This window comes from Vibrio sp. 10N.222.55.C7, from assembly GCF_041473335.1.
Classification (GTDB): domain Bacteria; phylum Pseudomonadota; class Gammaproteobacteria; order Enterobacterales; family Vibrionaceae; genus Vibrio; species Vibrio crassostreae_C.
In genome coordinates, this window is sequence record NZ_JBFRSC010000020.1 from 1 (window position 1) to 15,328 (window position 15,328).

Annotated in this window: 10 protein-coding genes and 1 pseudogene; 3 read left to right on the plus strand and 8 right to left on the minus strand. The window is 44.4% G+C overall.

Going from position 1 to position 15,328, the window contains the following annotated elements:
- Positions 1-147 precede the first annotated feature (147 nt).
- Positions 148-1,710 carry a PAS domain-containing methyl-accepting chemotaxis protein gene (locus tag AB4482_RS07345; RefSeq protein WP_102393621.1) on the plus strand — a complete coding sequence of 521 codons (1,563 nt, stop codon included), beginning with the start codon at positions 148-150 and terminating at the stop codon, positions 1,708-1,710.
- 108 nt (positions 1,711-1,818) lie between these two features.
- Here the strand turns inward: AB4482_RS07345 and tkt are convergent, their stop codons facing one another.
- Together tkt and tal are read right to left on the minus strand one after the other, a co-directional pair.
- Positions 1,819-3,810 carry a transketolase gene (gene tkt, locus AB4482_RS07350; protein ID WP_372133407.1) on the minus strand — a complete coding sequence of 664 codons (1,992 nt, stop codon included), beginning with the start codon at positions 3,808-3,810 and terminating at the stop codon, positions 1,819-1,821.
- Positions 3,811-3,897: 87 nt separating this feature from the next.
- Complete coding sequence (gene tal, locus AB4482_RS07355; RefSeq protein WP_009845571.1) at positions 3,898-4,848, minus strand: transaldolase; 951 nt, start codon at positions 4,846-4,848, stop codon at positions 3,898-3,900.
- Between the two features lie 459 nt (positions 4,849-5,307).
- On the opposite strand from tal, the gene AB4482_RS07360 reads away from it, so the two are divergent.
- Positions 5,308-6,312, plus strand: coding sequence for a sugar-binding transcriptional regulator (locus AB4482_RS07360; RefSeq protein WP_017064428.1), 1,005 nt, complete (start codon positions 5,308-5,310; stop codon positions 6,310-6,312).
- 172 nt (positions 6,313-6,484) lie between these two features.
- Complete coding sequence (locus AB4482_RS07365; RefSeq protein WP_372180757.1) at positions 6,485-7,855, plus strand: glycoside hydrolase family 18 protein; 1,371 nt, start codon at positions 6,485-6,487, stop codon at positions 7,853-7,855.
- Between the two features lie 91 nt (positions 7,856-7,946).
- Here AB4482_RS07365 and AB4482_RS07370 read toward each other — a convergent pair whose 3' ends face one another.
- The 6 genes and pseudogenes from AB4482_RS07370 to AB4482_RS07395 form a co-directional block, all read right to left on the minus strand.
- Positions 7,947-10,241: a putative bifunctional diguanylate cyclase/phosphodiesterase gene (locus AB4482_RS07370; RefSeq protein WP_372180759.1), complete on the minus strand. Its 2,295-nt coding sequence runs from the start codon at positions 10,239-10,241 to the stop codon at positions 7,947-7,949.
- A 385-nt stretch (positions 10,242-10,626) separates the two neighbouring features.
- On the minus strand, positions 10,627-11,475 hold the full coding sequence (locus AB4482_RS07375; protein WP_017061707.1) for a sulfurtransferase: 849 nt from the start codon (positions 11,473-11,475) through the stop codon (positions 10,627-10,629).
- Between the two features lie 123 nt (positions 11,476-11,598).
- Positions 11,599-11,913, minus strand: a complete 315-nt coding sequence (locus tag AB4482_RS07380) for a hypothetical protein (protein ID WP_017061706.1) — start codon at positions 11,911-11,913, stop codon at positions 11,599-11,601.
- A gap of 206 nt (positions 11,914-12,119) precedes the next feature.
- Complete coding sequence (locus AB4482_RS07385; protein WP_017071461.1) at positions 12,120-12,752, minus strand: hypothetical protein; 633 nt, start codon at positions 12,750-12,752, stop codon at positions 12,120-12,122.
- An 11-nt stretch (positions 12,753-12,763) separates the two neighbouring features.
- Positions 12,764-14,899, minus strand: coding sequence for an LruC domain-containing protein (locus AB4482_RS07390; protein ID WP_372100303.1), 2,136 nt, complete (start codon positions 14,897-14,899; stop codon positions 12,764-12,766).
- Between the two features lie 200 nt (positions 14,900-15,099).
- A pseudogene (locus AB4482_RS07395) lies at positions 15,100-15,328 on the minus strand (hypothetical protein); the annotation flags it as partial.

Sequence of the window (15,328 nt, forward strand, 5' to 3'; positions counted from 1 at the left end):
GCTTAAGGTTCTGTCTATGTGAGGTACTTAGCTAATATTTGTATAAATAGCAGGCATTTACACAAAATGTGACGTTCACATTTTGTCATAACTTTAATAATTGTATATATTGCTTGCCTAAAATAATAATTAACCTAAATTAATATAATGACTGTCAGCTCATCTACTCAATCTCGTGAAACGCTTCTCAGCGAAAACGAACAACTTGTCTCTACCACTGATTTAAAAGGCGTGATTACGTACAGTAATGATGCTTTTTGTCGCATAGCGGAATACAGCCAACAAGAATTGCTAGGGCAACACCACAATATCGTAAGGCATAACGATATGCCGAAAGCCGCTTTTGCTGATATGTGGGTTAACCTAAAGCAAGGTAAAGCTTGGCGTGGCATCGTAAAAAACAAAACCAAATCTGGTGGGTTTTACTGGGTCGATGCTTATGTAACTCCAATTTACGACAATGGTAAGGTGAGTGGCTACCAATCTGTTCGTGTTAAGCCAAAGAATGAATGGATACAAGTTGCAGATAAGGCTTACCAAGGCCTCTTGAAGGCTGAAAAGTCGGGTCGCCAATGGTCATTAAAGATCAGTGACAGTGTTCGTTACGCCGTGTTGCTAGGCTCTTTGGCTGCGCCGTTAATTTCAAATCTCATTGAAGTAGGGCAAGTATCACAATGGTTGTTGAGCCTACTTCCTGTTTCAGCATTAGCACTGCTTTTCCGACAAGAGCTGATTGATACTCCACTGCAGTTGAAAAAGCTGCAATCTAAATTCGATAGTGTTAGTCGTCTTGTTTATTCAGGTAATAGTCAATTCTCTATTGCCGATTTTCACTTAAAACTATTGTCTGCAAGAATCCACACCGTATTAGGTCGCATGACAGACTCAGCCAAGCCGTTACAAGATTTGGCTGACAACCTAAATGCGACGTCATTTGAAGTATCAGAAGCCTTAGATCAACAAACAAAAGACATTCTTCAAGTACGAGAGGCGACTGAAGAGGTTGAAGTCACCGCCAATGAGGTCTCTTCTCGCACAGAAGAAGCGCACCAGATTGTTGATGTGACTTTGCAAACCTGTGCTGGCGCTAAAGAAAGCATTAATCAAACTCATCAAAACTTAGAGAGCCTAGCTTCTCAGGCTGAAAAGGCGACTCAAACGACTTACCAACTGAGCGATCAAGCGCAGAGCGTAAGCAAGATAATGGAAGAGATTGGTGGAATCGCCGAACAAACCAACTTGTTGGCCCTGAACGCTGCGATTGAAGCGGCGAGAGCGGGCGAGCAAGGACGAGGCTTTGCCGTTGTTGCCGACGAAGTCCGTGCATTGTCGGGTCGAACCTCAAAGGCTACGGTTCAGATCAAAGAGAGCATCGATACCATGCTAACGACGATTGAAGGGTGGCAAAAAGATATTCTGGCGAACCGTAAGCAAACGGACGCATGTGGTGATGTTGCGAAGGTGAGTGCAGAGCGCTTGTCGGAAGTCGAAAACCTAATGCAATCCATGAATGAACTCATGCAGTCTGTTGAAAGTTCTGCTCATAAGCAACGTGAGCTGTCGAGTGAAGTCAATCTGCATATGCAGTCTATCGCCTCGACCGCAGAACAAAACTTAGTGGCAACGCATTCTGTGAAAGACCACTCCACAGAGCTAAAAGAACAAGTCAATGAGTTCTACCAACTGGCAAAGCGTTTCGAAGAAAAATAGCCGTTAGATTTAATCCGAATGAGAGAAAAGACAAAAAAAGCCCCGTATTTTCATGCGGGGCTTTCTGTATGCATCAACCCATTGAAGGGCGAGACAATGTATTCAAGATTAAGCTAGAAGCTCTTTCGCTGTGTTTACTACGTTTTCAGTAGTGAAACCGAACATCTTGAATAGCTCACCTGCAGGTGCAGACTCGCCGAACGTTGTCATACCGATGATCTTGCCACCGAAACCAACGTACTTGTACCAGAAGTCAGCGATGCCAGCTTCTACAGCGATACGTGCCGTTACGTCAGATGGAAGTACAGACTCACGGTACTGCGCGTCTTGTTTGTCGAACGCATCAGTAGCAGGCATAGAAACTACGCGTACTTTCTTACCTTCAGCCGTTAGCTCAGCAGCAGCGTTAACCGCTAGCTCAACTTCAGAACCCGTTGCGATAAGGATAAGCTCTGGCTTGCCTTCACAATCTTTCAGGATGTAACCACCCTTAGCGATGTTTGCTACTTGCTCAGCGTCACGATCTTGTTGTGCAAGGTTTTGACGAGAGAAGATAAGTGCAGAAGGACCATCTTTACGCTCGATTGCTAGTTTCCAAGCAACAGCAGACTCAACTTGGTCACATGGGCGCCATGTGCTCATGTTTGGAGTTAGACGTAGAGAAGCGATTTGCTCAACTGGTTGGTGAGTTGGACCATCTTCGCCTAAGCCGATAGAGTCATGCGTGTAAACTTGGATGTTCTGAGTTTTCATCAGAGCAGCCATACGCATAGCGTTACGCGCGTATTCCATGAACATTAGGAACGTTGCGCCGTATGGTACGAAACCACCGTGTAGAGCGATACCGTTCATGATAGCCGTCATACCGAATTCACGTACACCGTAATGGATGTAGTTACCAGAGAAGTCGTTCGCTTCAAGAGACTTAGAACCAGACCACATAGTTAGGTTAGAAGGCGCAAGGTCAGCAGAGCCGCCCATGAATTCTGGTAGCATAGCACCGAACGCTTCTAGAGCATTTTGAGATGCTTTACGTGATGCGATGTTTGCTGGGTTAGCTTGAAGATCAGCAATGATTGCGTTTGCTTTCTCTTCCCACTCAGCTGGAAGTTCGCCGTTAGTGCGACGTTTGAATTCTGCTGCTAGCTCAGGGTAAGCCGCTGCGTATGCGTCAAACTTAGCATTCCACGCTGCTTCTTTCGCTGCGCCTGCTTCTTTTGCATTCCACTCAGCTGCAATATCTGCTGGGATTTCGAAAGGACCGTGTTCCCAACCCAGTGCCGCTTTAGTTGCTGTGATTTCATCAGCGCCTAGTGGGGCACCGTGACAGTCGTGCGTACCTGCCTTGTTTGGAGAACCAAAACCGATGATAGTTTTAGTACAGATAAGTGTTGGACGAGGGTCCGCTTTAGCCGCTTCAATTGCTGCATTGATAGCGTCAGAGTCGTGACCATCTACCGCTGGGATTACATGCCAGCCGTAAGCTTCAAAACGCTTAGGTGTATCGTCAGAGAACCAACCTTCAACTTCACCATCGATAGAGATACCATTATCATCCCAGAAAGCAACCAACTTACCAAGACCAAGCGTACCTGCTAGAGAACATGCTTCGTGAGAGATACCTTCCATCAGACAGCCATCACCCATGAATGCATAAGTGTAGTGGTCTACGATGTCGTGGCCTTCTTTGTTGAACTGGGCAGCAAGCGCTTTCTCAGCCATTGCCATACCAACAGCGTTAGTGATGCCTTGACCTAGAGGACCAGTCGTTGTCTCGATACCAGGAGCGTAACCGTACTCTGGGTGACCTGGAGTCTTAGAGTGCAGTTGACGGAAGTTTTTCAGGTCTTCAATTGAAAGCTCGTAACCTGCTAGGTGCAGCAGAGAGTAAATCAGCATTGAGCCGTGGCCGTTAGACAGGATAAAACGGTCGCGGTCAGCCCACTCTGGGTTTGCTGGGTTGTGGTTTAAGTGAGAACGCCAAAGTACTTCAGCGATGTCAGCCATACCCATAGGTGCGCCTGGGTGACCAGAGTTTGCTTGTTGTACGCCGTCCATGCTTAGAGCACGAATAGCGTTAGCTAGATGTTTGCGATTCATAAGAACTTCCGAATAAAAATTAAGAAAAACAAAATTGATAAAAGTAGGGGAACTGAACGTTCCCCTATTTGAATTTGGTAAGAGTGATTACAGCTTAGCTGCGATCATGTCTTCTAGTTTGCCTTGGTCAACGGCGAAGTTGCGGATGCCTTCAGCCAGTTTCTCAACAGCCATTGCATCTTGGTTGTGGTCCCATAGGAACTCAGCGTGAGTCATCGCTGCTGGACGCTCTTTAGTACCGTTAGAGTCGATAAGCTTCTCTACTACTTCGCCTTCTGCTGCTTCTAGGTCTGCTAGAAGTTGAGGAGCGATAGTTAGACGGTCACAACCAGCAAGCTCAAGGATCTCGCCGATGTTACGGAAGCTTGCGCCCATAACAACAGTTTTGTAGCCGTGGTCTTTGTAGTAGTTGTAGATATCTGAAACAGAGATTACGCCTGGATCTTCTGAAGCTTCGAAATCACGACCTTCTTTCGCTTTGTACCAGTCCATGATGCGACCAACGAAAGGAGAGATTAGGAATACGCCAGCTTCAGCACAAGCACGAGCTTGAGCGAAAGAGAATAGAAGCGTTAGGTTACAGTTGATGCCTTCTTTCTCTAGGATTTCAGCAGCACGGATGCCTTCCCAAGTAGAAGCCAGTTTGATAAGGATGCGGTCGTTAGTGATACCAGCGTCGTTGTACATTTTGATAAGTTGACGAGCTTTAGCAACGCTGCCTTCCATGTCGTAAGAAAGACGAGCATCGACTTCAGTAGAGATACGGCCAGGTACAACTTTTAGGATTTCTTTACCGATGTTCACGTTAAGCATGTCGCAAGTATCTTGAACTTGCTGTGCTTTATCACCGCTTTGCGCTTTTGCGTATTCGATAGAAGCATCGATTAGAGGAGCGTACTCAGCAATTTGAGCAGCTTTTAGAATTAGAGATGGGTTAGTTGTTGCATCTTCAGGAGTGTACTTGCTGATAGCTTCGATATCGCCAGTGTCAGCTACAACAGTTGTTAGTTTACGAAGTTGCTCTAATTTATTGCTCATTTTGATCATCCTATGTATCGCATAACACCTCATTAATGGGAGAGGTGTGGGCATTTGCAAGCTAACTAATGAAGTTCTCAATGGTTGTACCAGTGAGCCAAACTTACATTAATTTAAATTTTTCTCCGAACGAACATTTGCACAGAACATTTGATCGCTCGATGAGTAAATGATGTAGCCATATTTATCCGATCTAGCCCCAAAGTCAACGGTAAATAGTGCTGTATGGTGACTTCAGTCAAATATATTTCACTCTAGTAATCATGGGGTATGCAAGCAAACGTTTAACGAGCAAAGTGAGGTGAATTAATCAACAACAAAACCATGGTTATGACAATGAGCAAATGTACCTTGCTGTTACATATGTTCGGGGTGTAAACTTGTGTATCACTTGCTTAAGCATCGAACATTTGTTCTTCAAGCAGGTAAAATAATTGTTAAATATTGGTTGAGTGGTATATGAGTAAGAATATCCAAGATGTTTCCGAAGAAAACACTGATCTCCTCACTGAAGTCGCGGTTGCTTATTATCAAGATGGTGCCACGCAAGAAGAGATATCTAAAAAGTACTCTATCTCCCGTGCAAAGGTTGGTCGAATGCTCAAGCAAGCCCGAGATGAGGGCATTGTTGAGATCACCGTGAAATACCACCCTGTCTTTAGTGCGAAGATCGAGCAACGTTTGATCGAACGATTTGGTGTAAAGCGTGCGCTTGTGGCACTAGACCAACCGAATGAAGAGAAGCAACGACTCCAAGTAGCCGGTTTAGTGTCTAACTATCTTACCAGTACACTGAAAAACGGTATGGTGGTGACAGTAGGGCAAGGGCGAAACGTATCGTCTGTTGCTCACCACACTGGCGTAATTACGCCACGAGACTGTAAATTCGTGTGTGGTATCGGCGGTATTCACCCAAGAGGCGGTATGTTTAATGCCGACCATATATGCAGGCAGCTAGCCAAAAAGTACGGTGGATCTTCTGAAACCTTATACGCGCCGGCTTATGCCGAGAATAAAGCGCAAAAAACCGCATTTATGGAAAACAGCACCGTTAAGCAGACACTCGATCTCGCTCGAAAAGCCGATGTTGCATTAGTCGGTATCGGTGATATGAGTGAAAACAGCTATATGGTCGACTTAGGTTGGTTTACCGCAGGTGAGGTCGTTCAATCTCGTTTATTGCAAGGAGTCGTCGGTGACTTTGCGGGTTATGACTTTTTCGATGTTCACGGTAAAACAGCAAACACAGTAATGAGTGACCGTGTGATTGGTTTGGCCTTGGAAGAATTCCGCCCAATTGCAGAAGTCATTGCCATTGCAGCCGAGAACAGTAAACCACTCGCTTTGTTAGGTGCACTAAGAACCGGCGTGGTAGACGTGATCGCAACCAGCGTAAGTAATGCTTTAACGGTACTTAATTTGGACGAACAACTTAGCGTGAATAAACCATACGGCAGTGAATAGTAAGATATTTGTGCTTCGTTGAATTCACTACTTGAGTAATCATGGAAAATCCCCCTAATGAAACCAGTGCAATAAGGGGGATAACTATTAGACATGACTCGAATAGTGAATTTGTTCAGCGGTTGAAAGAATTATCACTCTTTAATGTTAAGCCACACTAAAGGAGATAATTATGAAACTGTCATTTATCACACACGCTATTTCTAGCAACAGTGACCAATCAAGTTCTATCTTTAAATCTATTTCTATCTTTGGGCTTAGCTCAATAGCCACGGCTTGTATGCTCACACCTACAGTACATGCCGATGATAAAGTCGTCGCAGGGTATTTTGCGGATTGGCAATATCTGAATAAAGACAACCCTTATACCGTTGACGACATACCTGCAGACAAGCTCTCACATATTATTTACGCCTTCTTGAGCATGTGTGGTCCTCATAGCGGTGCTGGTGAGCCCGTCCAAAAACAAATTCAGCAGCAATGTGCAGACAAACAACCATATACCGCGATTATTGTGGATAAAGAAGCTGCGTTAGAAGTCGATTTCGGAGACGTGGGTGTTGATGTCGCCTATAAAGGTCACTTTGCCCAGTTAGCTCAACTGAAGGCCGACAATCAAAATATCAAAATTTTGCCCTCATTTGGAGGGTGGACAATGTCTGAACCTTTCCATGCGATGGCGAAAGATCCTAAAGCCATTGCGCACTTTTCAAGAACTGCTGTTGAGTTGATCCAAAAATACGACTTCTTTGATGGTATTGATCTTGATTGGGAATACCCAGGAGGCGGCGGCTTAACCACTTCGCCTTGGAACCCAGAGACGAAACTAACGGATGAGCAAAAAGCGCTAGAGCGTGAAGCATTTACACTTTTAGTAAAAACAATCAGAAGTGATTTGGACGCTCTATCAAAGACGACTCAAAGAGATTACGAGCTTTCAACGGCTGTCGGTGTTGGCGCTAAGGCTGCCCAAATTGATTGGAACGCAGCTAGCCCATATTTGACGAACATGTTTGCGATGACGTATGACTTCCTCGGAGGCTGGGGAACTCAAACAGGTCACACAACAAACTTACATGCCACCGAGCGTAGTTGGTGGGGAATGGGAGCTGATGTCTTCATTAATCAGATGATAGAGCAAGGTATTCCTAGCGAGAAGCTCGTGATCGGGGCGGCTTTTTATGGTCGAGGTTGGCAAGGGACAAAAGACTTTGCTGGAGAGCTGCCTAAAGGTGACCTAGTTTCTGAACAAGGGGCGCAGTTTGGTACCGGTGAAAACGGTTACTTCATGTTTTGGGATCTTATGAATAACTACAGCAGTAAACAAGGTTATGAGTATAAGTATGATGAGCAAGCTCAAGCACCTTATTTGTGGAACCCAGATAAAAAAGTATTCATATCTTTTGAAGATCAGCGTTCTATTAAAGCAAAGGCAGAATGGGCGAAGAAATCAGACCTAGGCGGCATTTTTACTTGGGAATTATCAGGAGATCCTTCCGGGCAGTTGATCGATGTTATGCATAGTGAAATGAATAAAAAGTGAAATGAATAAATAACTGAACAGAAAATACCTAGAAAATAAGGTAGGTGTTTAGCCGCCTACCTTATTTAGCTCGTCTATTTAACTCACGTTCTTAAACAGAACATTCCGCGTGCTCGGTCACTTTCTTGTTTAGGTGAGTAGCCAGCTCATCATAAGGAATAGGGCGAGAGAAGTAATAGCCTTGCATTAAGTCACATCCACATGCCTTTAGAATTGCGAAGTGTTCGTTTGATTCTACGCCTTCTGCTAATACCACCATGCCGAAGTTCTTACCGATTGCGATGATGTTTTGCACCATGGTGAGTGACTGCTGATCGACAGCAATGTTCTCAATAAAGCTCTTATCGATTTTAAGTTCATCGATAGGCAGTGCTTTCAACATACTTAGTGATGAATAACCTGTCCCGAAATCATCTAAAGAGATCTTTATATTCTTCTCTTTGAGGGCTTCAAAAGTCGGTTTCACCAAAGTCACATCTTCAATGAACAAGCTCTCGGTAATTTCTAGCGTTAAACAGCTAGGAGAGAGTTGATACTTTTCTAGTGTCGCGAACAAGTGCTCAGAGAAGGATTGATGAGAAAACTGACGCACTGATATGTTGATCGACAGCCCGATCTTTTGTTCTGTTGTTCGGTGCAAGTGGGCGATCTGCATAATGCTGGACTCAATAATAAAAGTCCCCAGTTTTTGCATTAAACCCGTGTTCTCTGCTATCGGTATAAAGACATCTGGCGGAACAAAACCCAATTCCTCATCAATCCAGCGCACGAGTGCTTCTACACCATGAATACTTTCATTTGCACGAACCAGCGGTTGGAAAACCATGAACAGCGTTTGTTTCTCGATAGCGATGCGTAGCCTTTGTTCTACTTTCATTTTGTAGAGATGAGCATCTTGCATTTCCGTTGTGAAAATACTGTACGAGTTTTGCTGCTGTTTCGCTTTGTACATTGAAATATCGGCAGAACGTAACAGGCTATCCAGATCTTTTCCGTGTTCTGGGAAACGCGCTACGCCGATGCTGCAACCTAACAAAAACTGAGCGCTTTCAACTTTATAAGGTTGAGAAAGCACTTCAATAATGCGCTTGGCGAGTCGTTTAATTTCAGCTTCATTCGACAAGGGCGTCAAGAACAAAAACTCATCACTGGATTCACGTACCAATAGGCTGAGGCGAGATCGGAACCTCATCAAACGCAAAGCGATCTGTTTGAGAACCTTATCTCCAAAGTCATGCCCGTGGGTGTCATTGACGCATTTAAAGTTATCGATATCGATAAACAACAGCGAAAACGGCTCTGACTCATCGTCAATCCATTTACCAATGTTTCTACGCATGTACAAACGGTTTGGCAGAGAGGTTAAAGGGTCATGGTTCGCCTGATAAATGAGTTGGCTACGAGTCCGTTGTTCATTCTTGGCAATCGACTTAACCAAAAAGTAGAAACCAAACTGAAGAAAAATAAAGGCAACGAAAAGAATGCTGAACTCTTGTATGAATATACTATCGACGTGAGTTAGATCCGTACGTCCTACCACCCATAATTTGTAGTTTGGGATGTATTTCGCGCTCATCAAAGAGTGGTACTCTTCATCGTCGACGACAAAAGAATAGGTTTCTTGCCCATTCATCGCTTCTTGTACGCTAATTCCGAAGTGGTCGGTAAAGATACTTGCAATACGCTGTATGACATCTTTGCCGACTGGAGAGGAATAGGCACTCTCAGATTCAATATCACTTGAATAAAACTGGCGATAGCTGTCTTTTCTGATCAGGCTTAGTGTATTGAAACTTCCGGCGTGAGCATTATTTTCAAATACGATCGTTGCGTCTAATCGTAGCCCTGCGGTCATTACTGCATCGGTTTTCTTGCCATCGATTGAAATGGATTTTCTCAGCGGGATGACTAAGCTATTCAACGAATCTTGAAAATAGGTACGGCCAAGCACCATGCTACTGCTTGATAGGGCGTCTAGGAAGGAGCCTCTGGTTGGCGCGTATTGCAGCAAGTTCCTTTGATTCGCAAGTTCGAGATTTGAGCTAATCGAGAGGTAATCACCGTCGGTGTTCAACAAGCCAAACGCTGCTATCGCAGGGTGGGTCTCAAGTAGCTTGTCTAATATTGGCCTAATCTGGATAGATGCAGTACGTGTGAAATCAGACTGTTGAGCCAGTTGATGGCCAACCACTTCTAACAAGGCTTCTTGACTGGTCAGCAGCGAGTTGACGGAGCTAGAAAAAAGCTCAACCTGAATGTGTTGCTGCTCTATGAAGTCGTCTCTGTTTGCTTTCCAGTTTGTTATTCCCAACGCGGCGAAAAGTATCAGGGTCAGTAGTACGACAAACGCGTACAGCGACCAGATATTTTGCTTAAATAGAGCCATGAGATGCCTTTGTTGGTTACTACTTTTAACAGACTGCAAGTGACAAACTATTGGGTTGTCAGCGCGATTCATGCAACGAAAAATACAAACATCAATGATGAAAGTATTAATGATTAAATAGTGTAACGACTACGAGCAGAGATTCTTGAGTGAAAAATTAGTATTCATAACGTCGATAACGATTAGTTTATGATTAATCACGAATTATGGTTAGCAAGTTGATGTGGGTTACAAATCAAACGGCGTGAATCGAGTCTTGGTCTCAAATGAACATAGCGTTAACTGCGACATAGAGGCTTACTTCATGAGACGTGGGGCCATCATTATCAGTAAGCTCTTTATGCATGCGCAGTATATTCTAATAGTTGCATTAAGCGAAGTTGAATTACTTTTTAGTCACGGCGATAGGGAGTTTGTCGTTAGCACCCCATTCCGTCCATGAACCATCGTAAACACCCATTTCACCGTTATAGCCAGCGAGTTTAGCGGCTAATAATATGATGCAAGCTGTTACGCCAGAGCCACAGCTAAAGAACATAGGTTGAGAAGGCGTTAATTCTAGCGTTGAAAAGATATCAATAAGCTCTTCTTGGGACTTTAACTTGCCGTTTTTGAGTACTTGGGCAAATGGTAGGCAAATAGAATTCGGTATATGGCCACTACGCAAGCCTTCACGTGGTTCAGGAACTTCTGAATCGAAACGAGCTTGAGAACGAGCATCTACAATGTTTGCGCTCTTGTCAGTTGAGTAACCTTCAATCTGCTGAGCACTGACAAAGTAGTTGTCTTGAATATGGCCTTCAAAATTGCCCGCTTTTACTTCGGTGCGATAGTCAGTCTCGGTCGCGTAACCGGCTTCGATCCAAGCTGGCAAACCGCCATCTAAGATGAATACGTCGTTGTGTCCCATTGCCATAAACATCCACCACGCACGAGGAGAAGCGAAGGTTCCGGAGTTATCGTAAACCACAATCGTACTGTCTTGATTGATGCCAATTTCTTTTGTGCGAGTGTTGAAGTGTTTTTCGCTCGGAAACATGTGAGGAAGCAGAGTGTGCTTGTTACAAAAGTCTTTGTCGTAGTCAAAACGAATAGCACCAGGAATCATTTGTCCTTTGATCTTTTCTGACTCGCTTGGAATTTGAAACTCGATGCTGGCGTCGAGGATGATGATATTGTCTTCTGCTAGCAAACGTTGTTGAAGTTGTTGTGGTGAGATGAGTGGCTGATTCATTATTGTTATATCCATTCTTGTTGTTTTAGCGATTCTTACTGTTTTAGCGAATACAGTGGTAGAGCGATTACTGTTGCTTTTGCGAATACAGTTGCTTTACGAATACCGTTGTTGCATCGATGGCTACTGTGCAGCTCGACAGTGGATGAACTGATAACTGCTTTGTCCGGTTATTTGATTGTTTAATGTATCAAGCGCGACCACAGAATCAATAGGGCAGTCTGTGGTAGGAGCAATAGAGAGCCGAAATACGTCATTATCTTTTGTCTGAACCGTCAGATAACGCCTGTGCCCATCTAAGGATTGAGTAAGCGTGTTCGAAATTACTTTGGCTTGAATACGTTGCCCCGTCTCTGATGTTAGCGGGAAATAGGCAAGGGCAACTAACACGCCTACGCCACACATTAAGATAAATAGACCTATTTTTAACTGTTTCATGAGAGTAAGTCTTTGAAGGTTATGTTGAAAATATAAGTGAGGTTGGTGGTAAAGTGAATGCTACTCGCTAAGAAAGCTGAATTAACTGCTCTTCGACGAAAATAAAAAAGTGAGCATTTCTGCTCACTTCCTACTTACAAACAATCCATTTTGACTCTGTTTCGTCAGAGATCTCGCTAACGACAAGTTACCTGCTGTTAAACAATTTACTGCCAGACAATCTGAGAGTCGCCGCTAGAAACCACTTGTTGCAATGGAGGTTGACCATCGTAAAACCAAATCTCTATCAAGAGTGCGTCATGGTTTACTGGTGCTGCAAAGTTGGAGGCGAACACACCGTTATCTAGTGGGCCCGCAATGACCTTGCTGGAGTAATCCGGCTTCAAGGTTGAGTCATCTCTTGTACTAAAGCGGCTATAAACGGTCACAAAAGAACGGTCTGTCGAAATGCTGCTGATGTCAATGTTGAGATCAAACTGTTCAACAGAGTTGTAGTCAAATCCATCAGGTACCACCAAATCACTCATCGTATAGCTCTGCGCTGCTACCGCACTTGTCGCGGGAGACGGCGAAGGCGTTGCTGTTACCGGAGTCGTTGCTGTTACCGGATTCGACGGAGTTGCAGGTGTCGAGGGTGTAGATGGTGATGCCGTAGATGTACTTCCGCCCCCACCGCCGCCTCCACAGCCGGCTAATACTAATGGCGCTGCAGCTAAAATAACGGCTAGTGACTTCTTGATGTTCCAAGTGCTTTGTACAGACATACGTTTTTCCTCAAAGAGATTGCGACTTGAATCAACGCAATGATTGTCTCGATATTGTTTAGTGTGAATAGTCATAACGTCTCTCCTTATGGTTCGTAACGTTGGTTGTCTGCAGGTGATTGGTACCATGTTTGGTTCGTTTCACCGCCGGATTCTGCGTATTCTTTAAACCCTGGGTAAGCGGTAACAATATCGACGTACTCTAAAGGCCACTCCCATTCGTCATCCGAAGTCACTATTAGTGCCCAAGGGTGGTTTTCTACTGTTTTGAAGTATTTACCTGTTGATGGATTACTGTCATCGACGCCTAAACCAGCTTCAAAGAGGTTAGTGGTATCAAATGCTTCGGTTGGAGCTTGGTCTGGCAAGTGAACCTCCCAGCTGCGTCCTGGATGTAGAGGTAGGTTTTCACCATGATAATACCCAGGCGTTGCGAAGATGAACGGGTCGTAAGGCATATCGGTCCAGCTGCCAGTACTCACACCGTCACCGGCTAAAGTAATACCAATTTGGAACGAGAACTGCTCATCTTCTTTACATCCATTACTGGTGCGGTAGAAGGTACAGCCAGTGCTGATTTTTTCTGTCAGGTCATTGGCGATAACAAAGATTGCTTCGCTACGTCCATCTTCTAGGTCAAGGTCAGTGAATACGCCGTTGTGTTTCATGTAAGAGCTACCACTACTCACCAAGCTCGGGTCGAGGTTAGGAAGTCGAACAGCAAAACCATTTCTGTACGATGCCCCGACAGCAGCTAGGCGGCCGTCGATAGTTGATTTAACGACTTTTCCATCTTTAAGGATTTCAGTAATACGATACATAAGAACAGCATCGTTCATGTCGTAGTCAGCTTTATAAGGCCAGTTATCTTCGTAAGCGAGCGTTGCGTAACCAGAAGCACTTGGGAAGTAACGAGCGGTGGCGCCATCGTTAAGGACATCGACTTGAATATCGACCACCTCACCAGAGGTTGAACCGCCAAAGTAACTTAGGTTGGTTTGTTGGCTGAATCTAAATCTAGCCCACGTAGTACCGGTTAGTGCGTTGATGTCGACATTTAGGAATAGATCGTTTTCACCAGCATCGAGCGCGTAATCTGTAAACACTTGCTCGTTGGCGCCATCGAAGCTGCCATCTTGGTTCCAGTCTATCCAAGCTGAAAGGTAACCGGTTGTTGAAGCTTCAATTACTACTTTTGAATCAAGCCCTGCTTCAAGTGCGGTAACAAAACCGATACCACCGTTTGCCCATTCATCATCCACCCCGACAGTTTCATCTGATTGAGGTGTGACATAACCATCTAAATCCGCATCTGGAGGAGTTGTACCTAACCATGTGATGCCATCGAGTTCATGTCGAGGGCCATTGCTCGCCAGTAACGTTAGGTAGCTGTCTGGAGCATCACCGAAGTCGATGTTTGAGTCTTCATCAACAACAGGTGCATTAGCACAACGAGCACCATCGTTTTGACCAGAAGCTGGGCCATTCGAAACAAATTCAACGGCTGGAACAATACCTGCCGCGATATTGGCAGCGTTGTCTGGAGACAGATTGATACGGTAAATTTTACCGTCTTGGTTTCGAGATACGTAGTAGTAGCCGTTGACATCAAAATAGCCAGCACCGAACGTACCTAACTCGCCGGTGTCTCCGATGTAGGTTTCGGCACCAGTTGTAGGGTTGAAGCTGTATAAGCCACCAGAGTTATTATCGATACCATATAAAGAGCCATCACTTGGATGAAAGGCGAAATCAGTCAATTTTACAGTTGCTGGGCTGCCTGCGATTTTGTTGACCGTGACGGTCGCATTCGGATCAGAGTCTAAAGGAGAGAGGTCAACAGTAAATAGTCCCTTACCTGTACGATACAAGTAGTAAACATGGTCATAGACGTCGCCGACATAGAAAGTGTGATCGGTTGGTAAGCCACTGGTATTGATAACTTCAGCTTGGAAATCCTGTCCAAGGCGCACCAAGCGTTTGTTGGTGGTGTCATAGCCATAAATATATCTGTCTTGAAAGTCGAAACCAACACCATTGATATTGGCATTCATACCCGTATCGTCTTCTAACAGTGTGGTTGAACCTGTTACTAGGTTTACACCCCAAACTTCAACGGGTTTCGACTGAAAGAGGTATGCTTGACTAGGGCAGGTATCGAATGGCGCTGCGTTGGCGACTAGAGGGGCACTTAATAGCAAACTTAACGTTGTAATTCTCATATCTACATCCTTGTGATGGAAGGTCTAGATATTCAATCAAGTTACGTGCCAGTTTTAAGTATTTGATTTAATGGGTTTTTATTATTTATCGAGTTCAGTTTCCAATTTGAGTGTCAATATGAAAGTGTGCCATCCAAATAGCCAAAGGCCTTTATATTTCTATTTGATTAGAGCTAAGGATACAAGAGCTTAGGCGGTAATTACGAGTGATTGTCTAATAGGCTCTGTATGTATTCACTCGTGAATGGAACAATATCTGAGACCACTTTGGATGCTAAAATGCTTTCAGCGTTAGCTTTTATTCTGACATATCGAAAATGCTTGCCATAAACCTTTACTCCTCCAAACGGTAAACTCTTTCCTTTGTTAATCAATTCACAATCTGAGTTTGATTCATAAAGGGAATACCCCAGGGCAAGATCATGAAAA

Bases quoted from the DNA above. Each gene is read 5' to 3' on its own strand.
- AB4482_RS07345 (WP_102393621.1), top strand. From the start codon at position 148: ATGACTGTCAGCTCATCTACTCAATCTCGTGAAACGCTTCTCAGCGAA.
- tkt (WP_372133407.1), bottom strand. From the start codon at position 3,810: ATGAATCGCAAACATCTAGCTAACGCTATTCGTGCTCTAAGCATGGAC.
- tal (WP_009845571.1), bottom strand. From the start codon at position 4,848: ATGAGCAATAAATTAGAGCAACTTCGTAAACTAACAACTGTTGTAGCT.
- AB4482_RS07360 (WP_017064428.1), top strand. From the start codon at position 5,308: ATGAGTAAGAATATCCAAGATGTTTCCGAAGAAAACACTGATCTCCTC.
- AB4482_RS07365 (WP_372180757.1), top strand. From the start codon at position 6,485: ATGAAACTGTCATTTATCACACACGCTATTTCTAGCAACAGTGACCAA.
- AB4482_RS07370 (WP_372180759.1), bottom strand. From the start codon at position 10,241: ATGGCTCTATTTAAGCAAAATATCTGGTCGCTGTACGCGTTTGTCGTA.
- AB4482_RS07375 (WP_017061707.1), bottom strand. From the start codon at position 11,475: ATGAATCAGCCACTCATCTCACCACAACAACTTCAACAACGTTTGCTA.
- AB4482_RS07380 (WP_017061706.1), bottom strand. From the start codon at position 11,913: ATGAAACAGTTAAAAATAGGTCTATTTATCTTAATGTGTGGCGTAGGC.
- AB4482_RS07385 (WP_017071461.1), bottom strand. From the start codon at position 12,752: ATGACTATTCACACTAAACAATATCGAGACAATCATTGCGTTGATTCA.
- AB4482_RS07390 (WP_372100303.1), bottom strand. From the start codon at position 14,899: ATGAGAATTACAACGTTAAGTTTGCTATTAAGTGCCCCTCTAGTCGCC.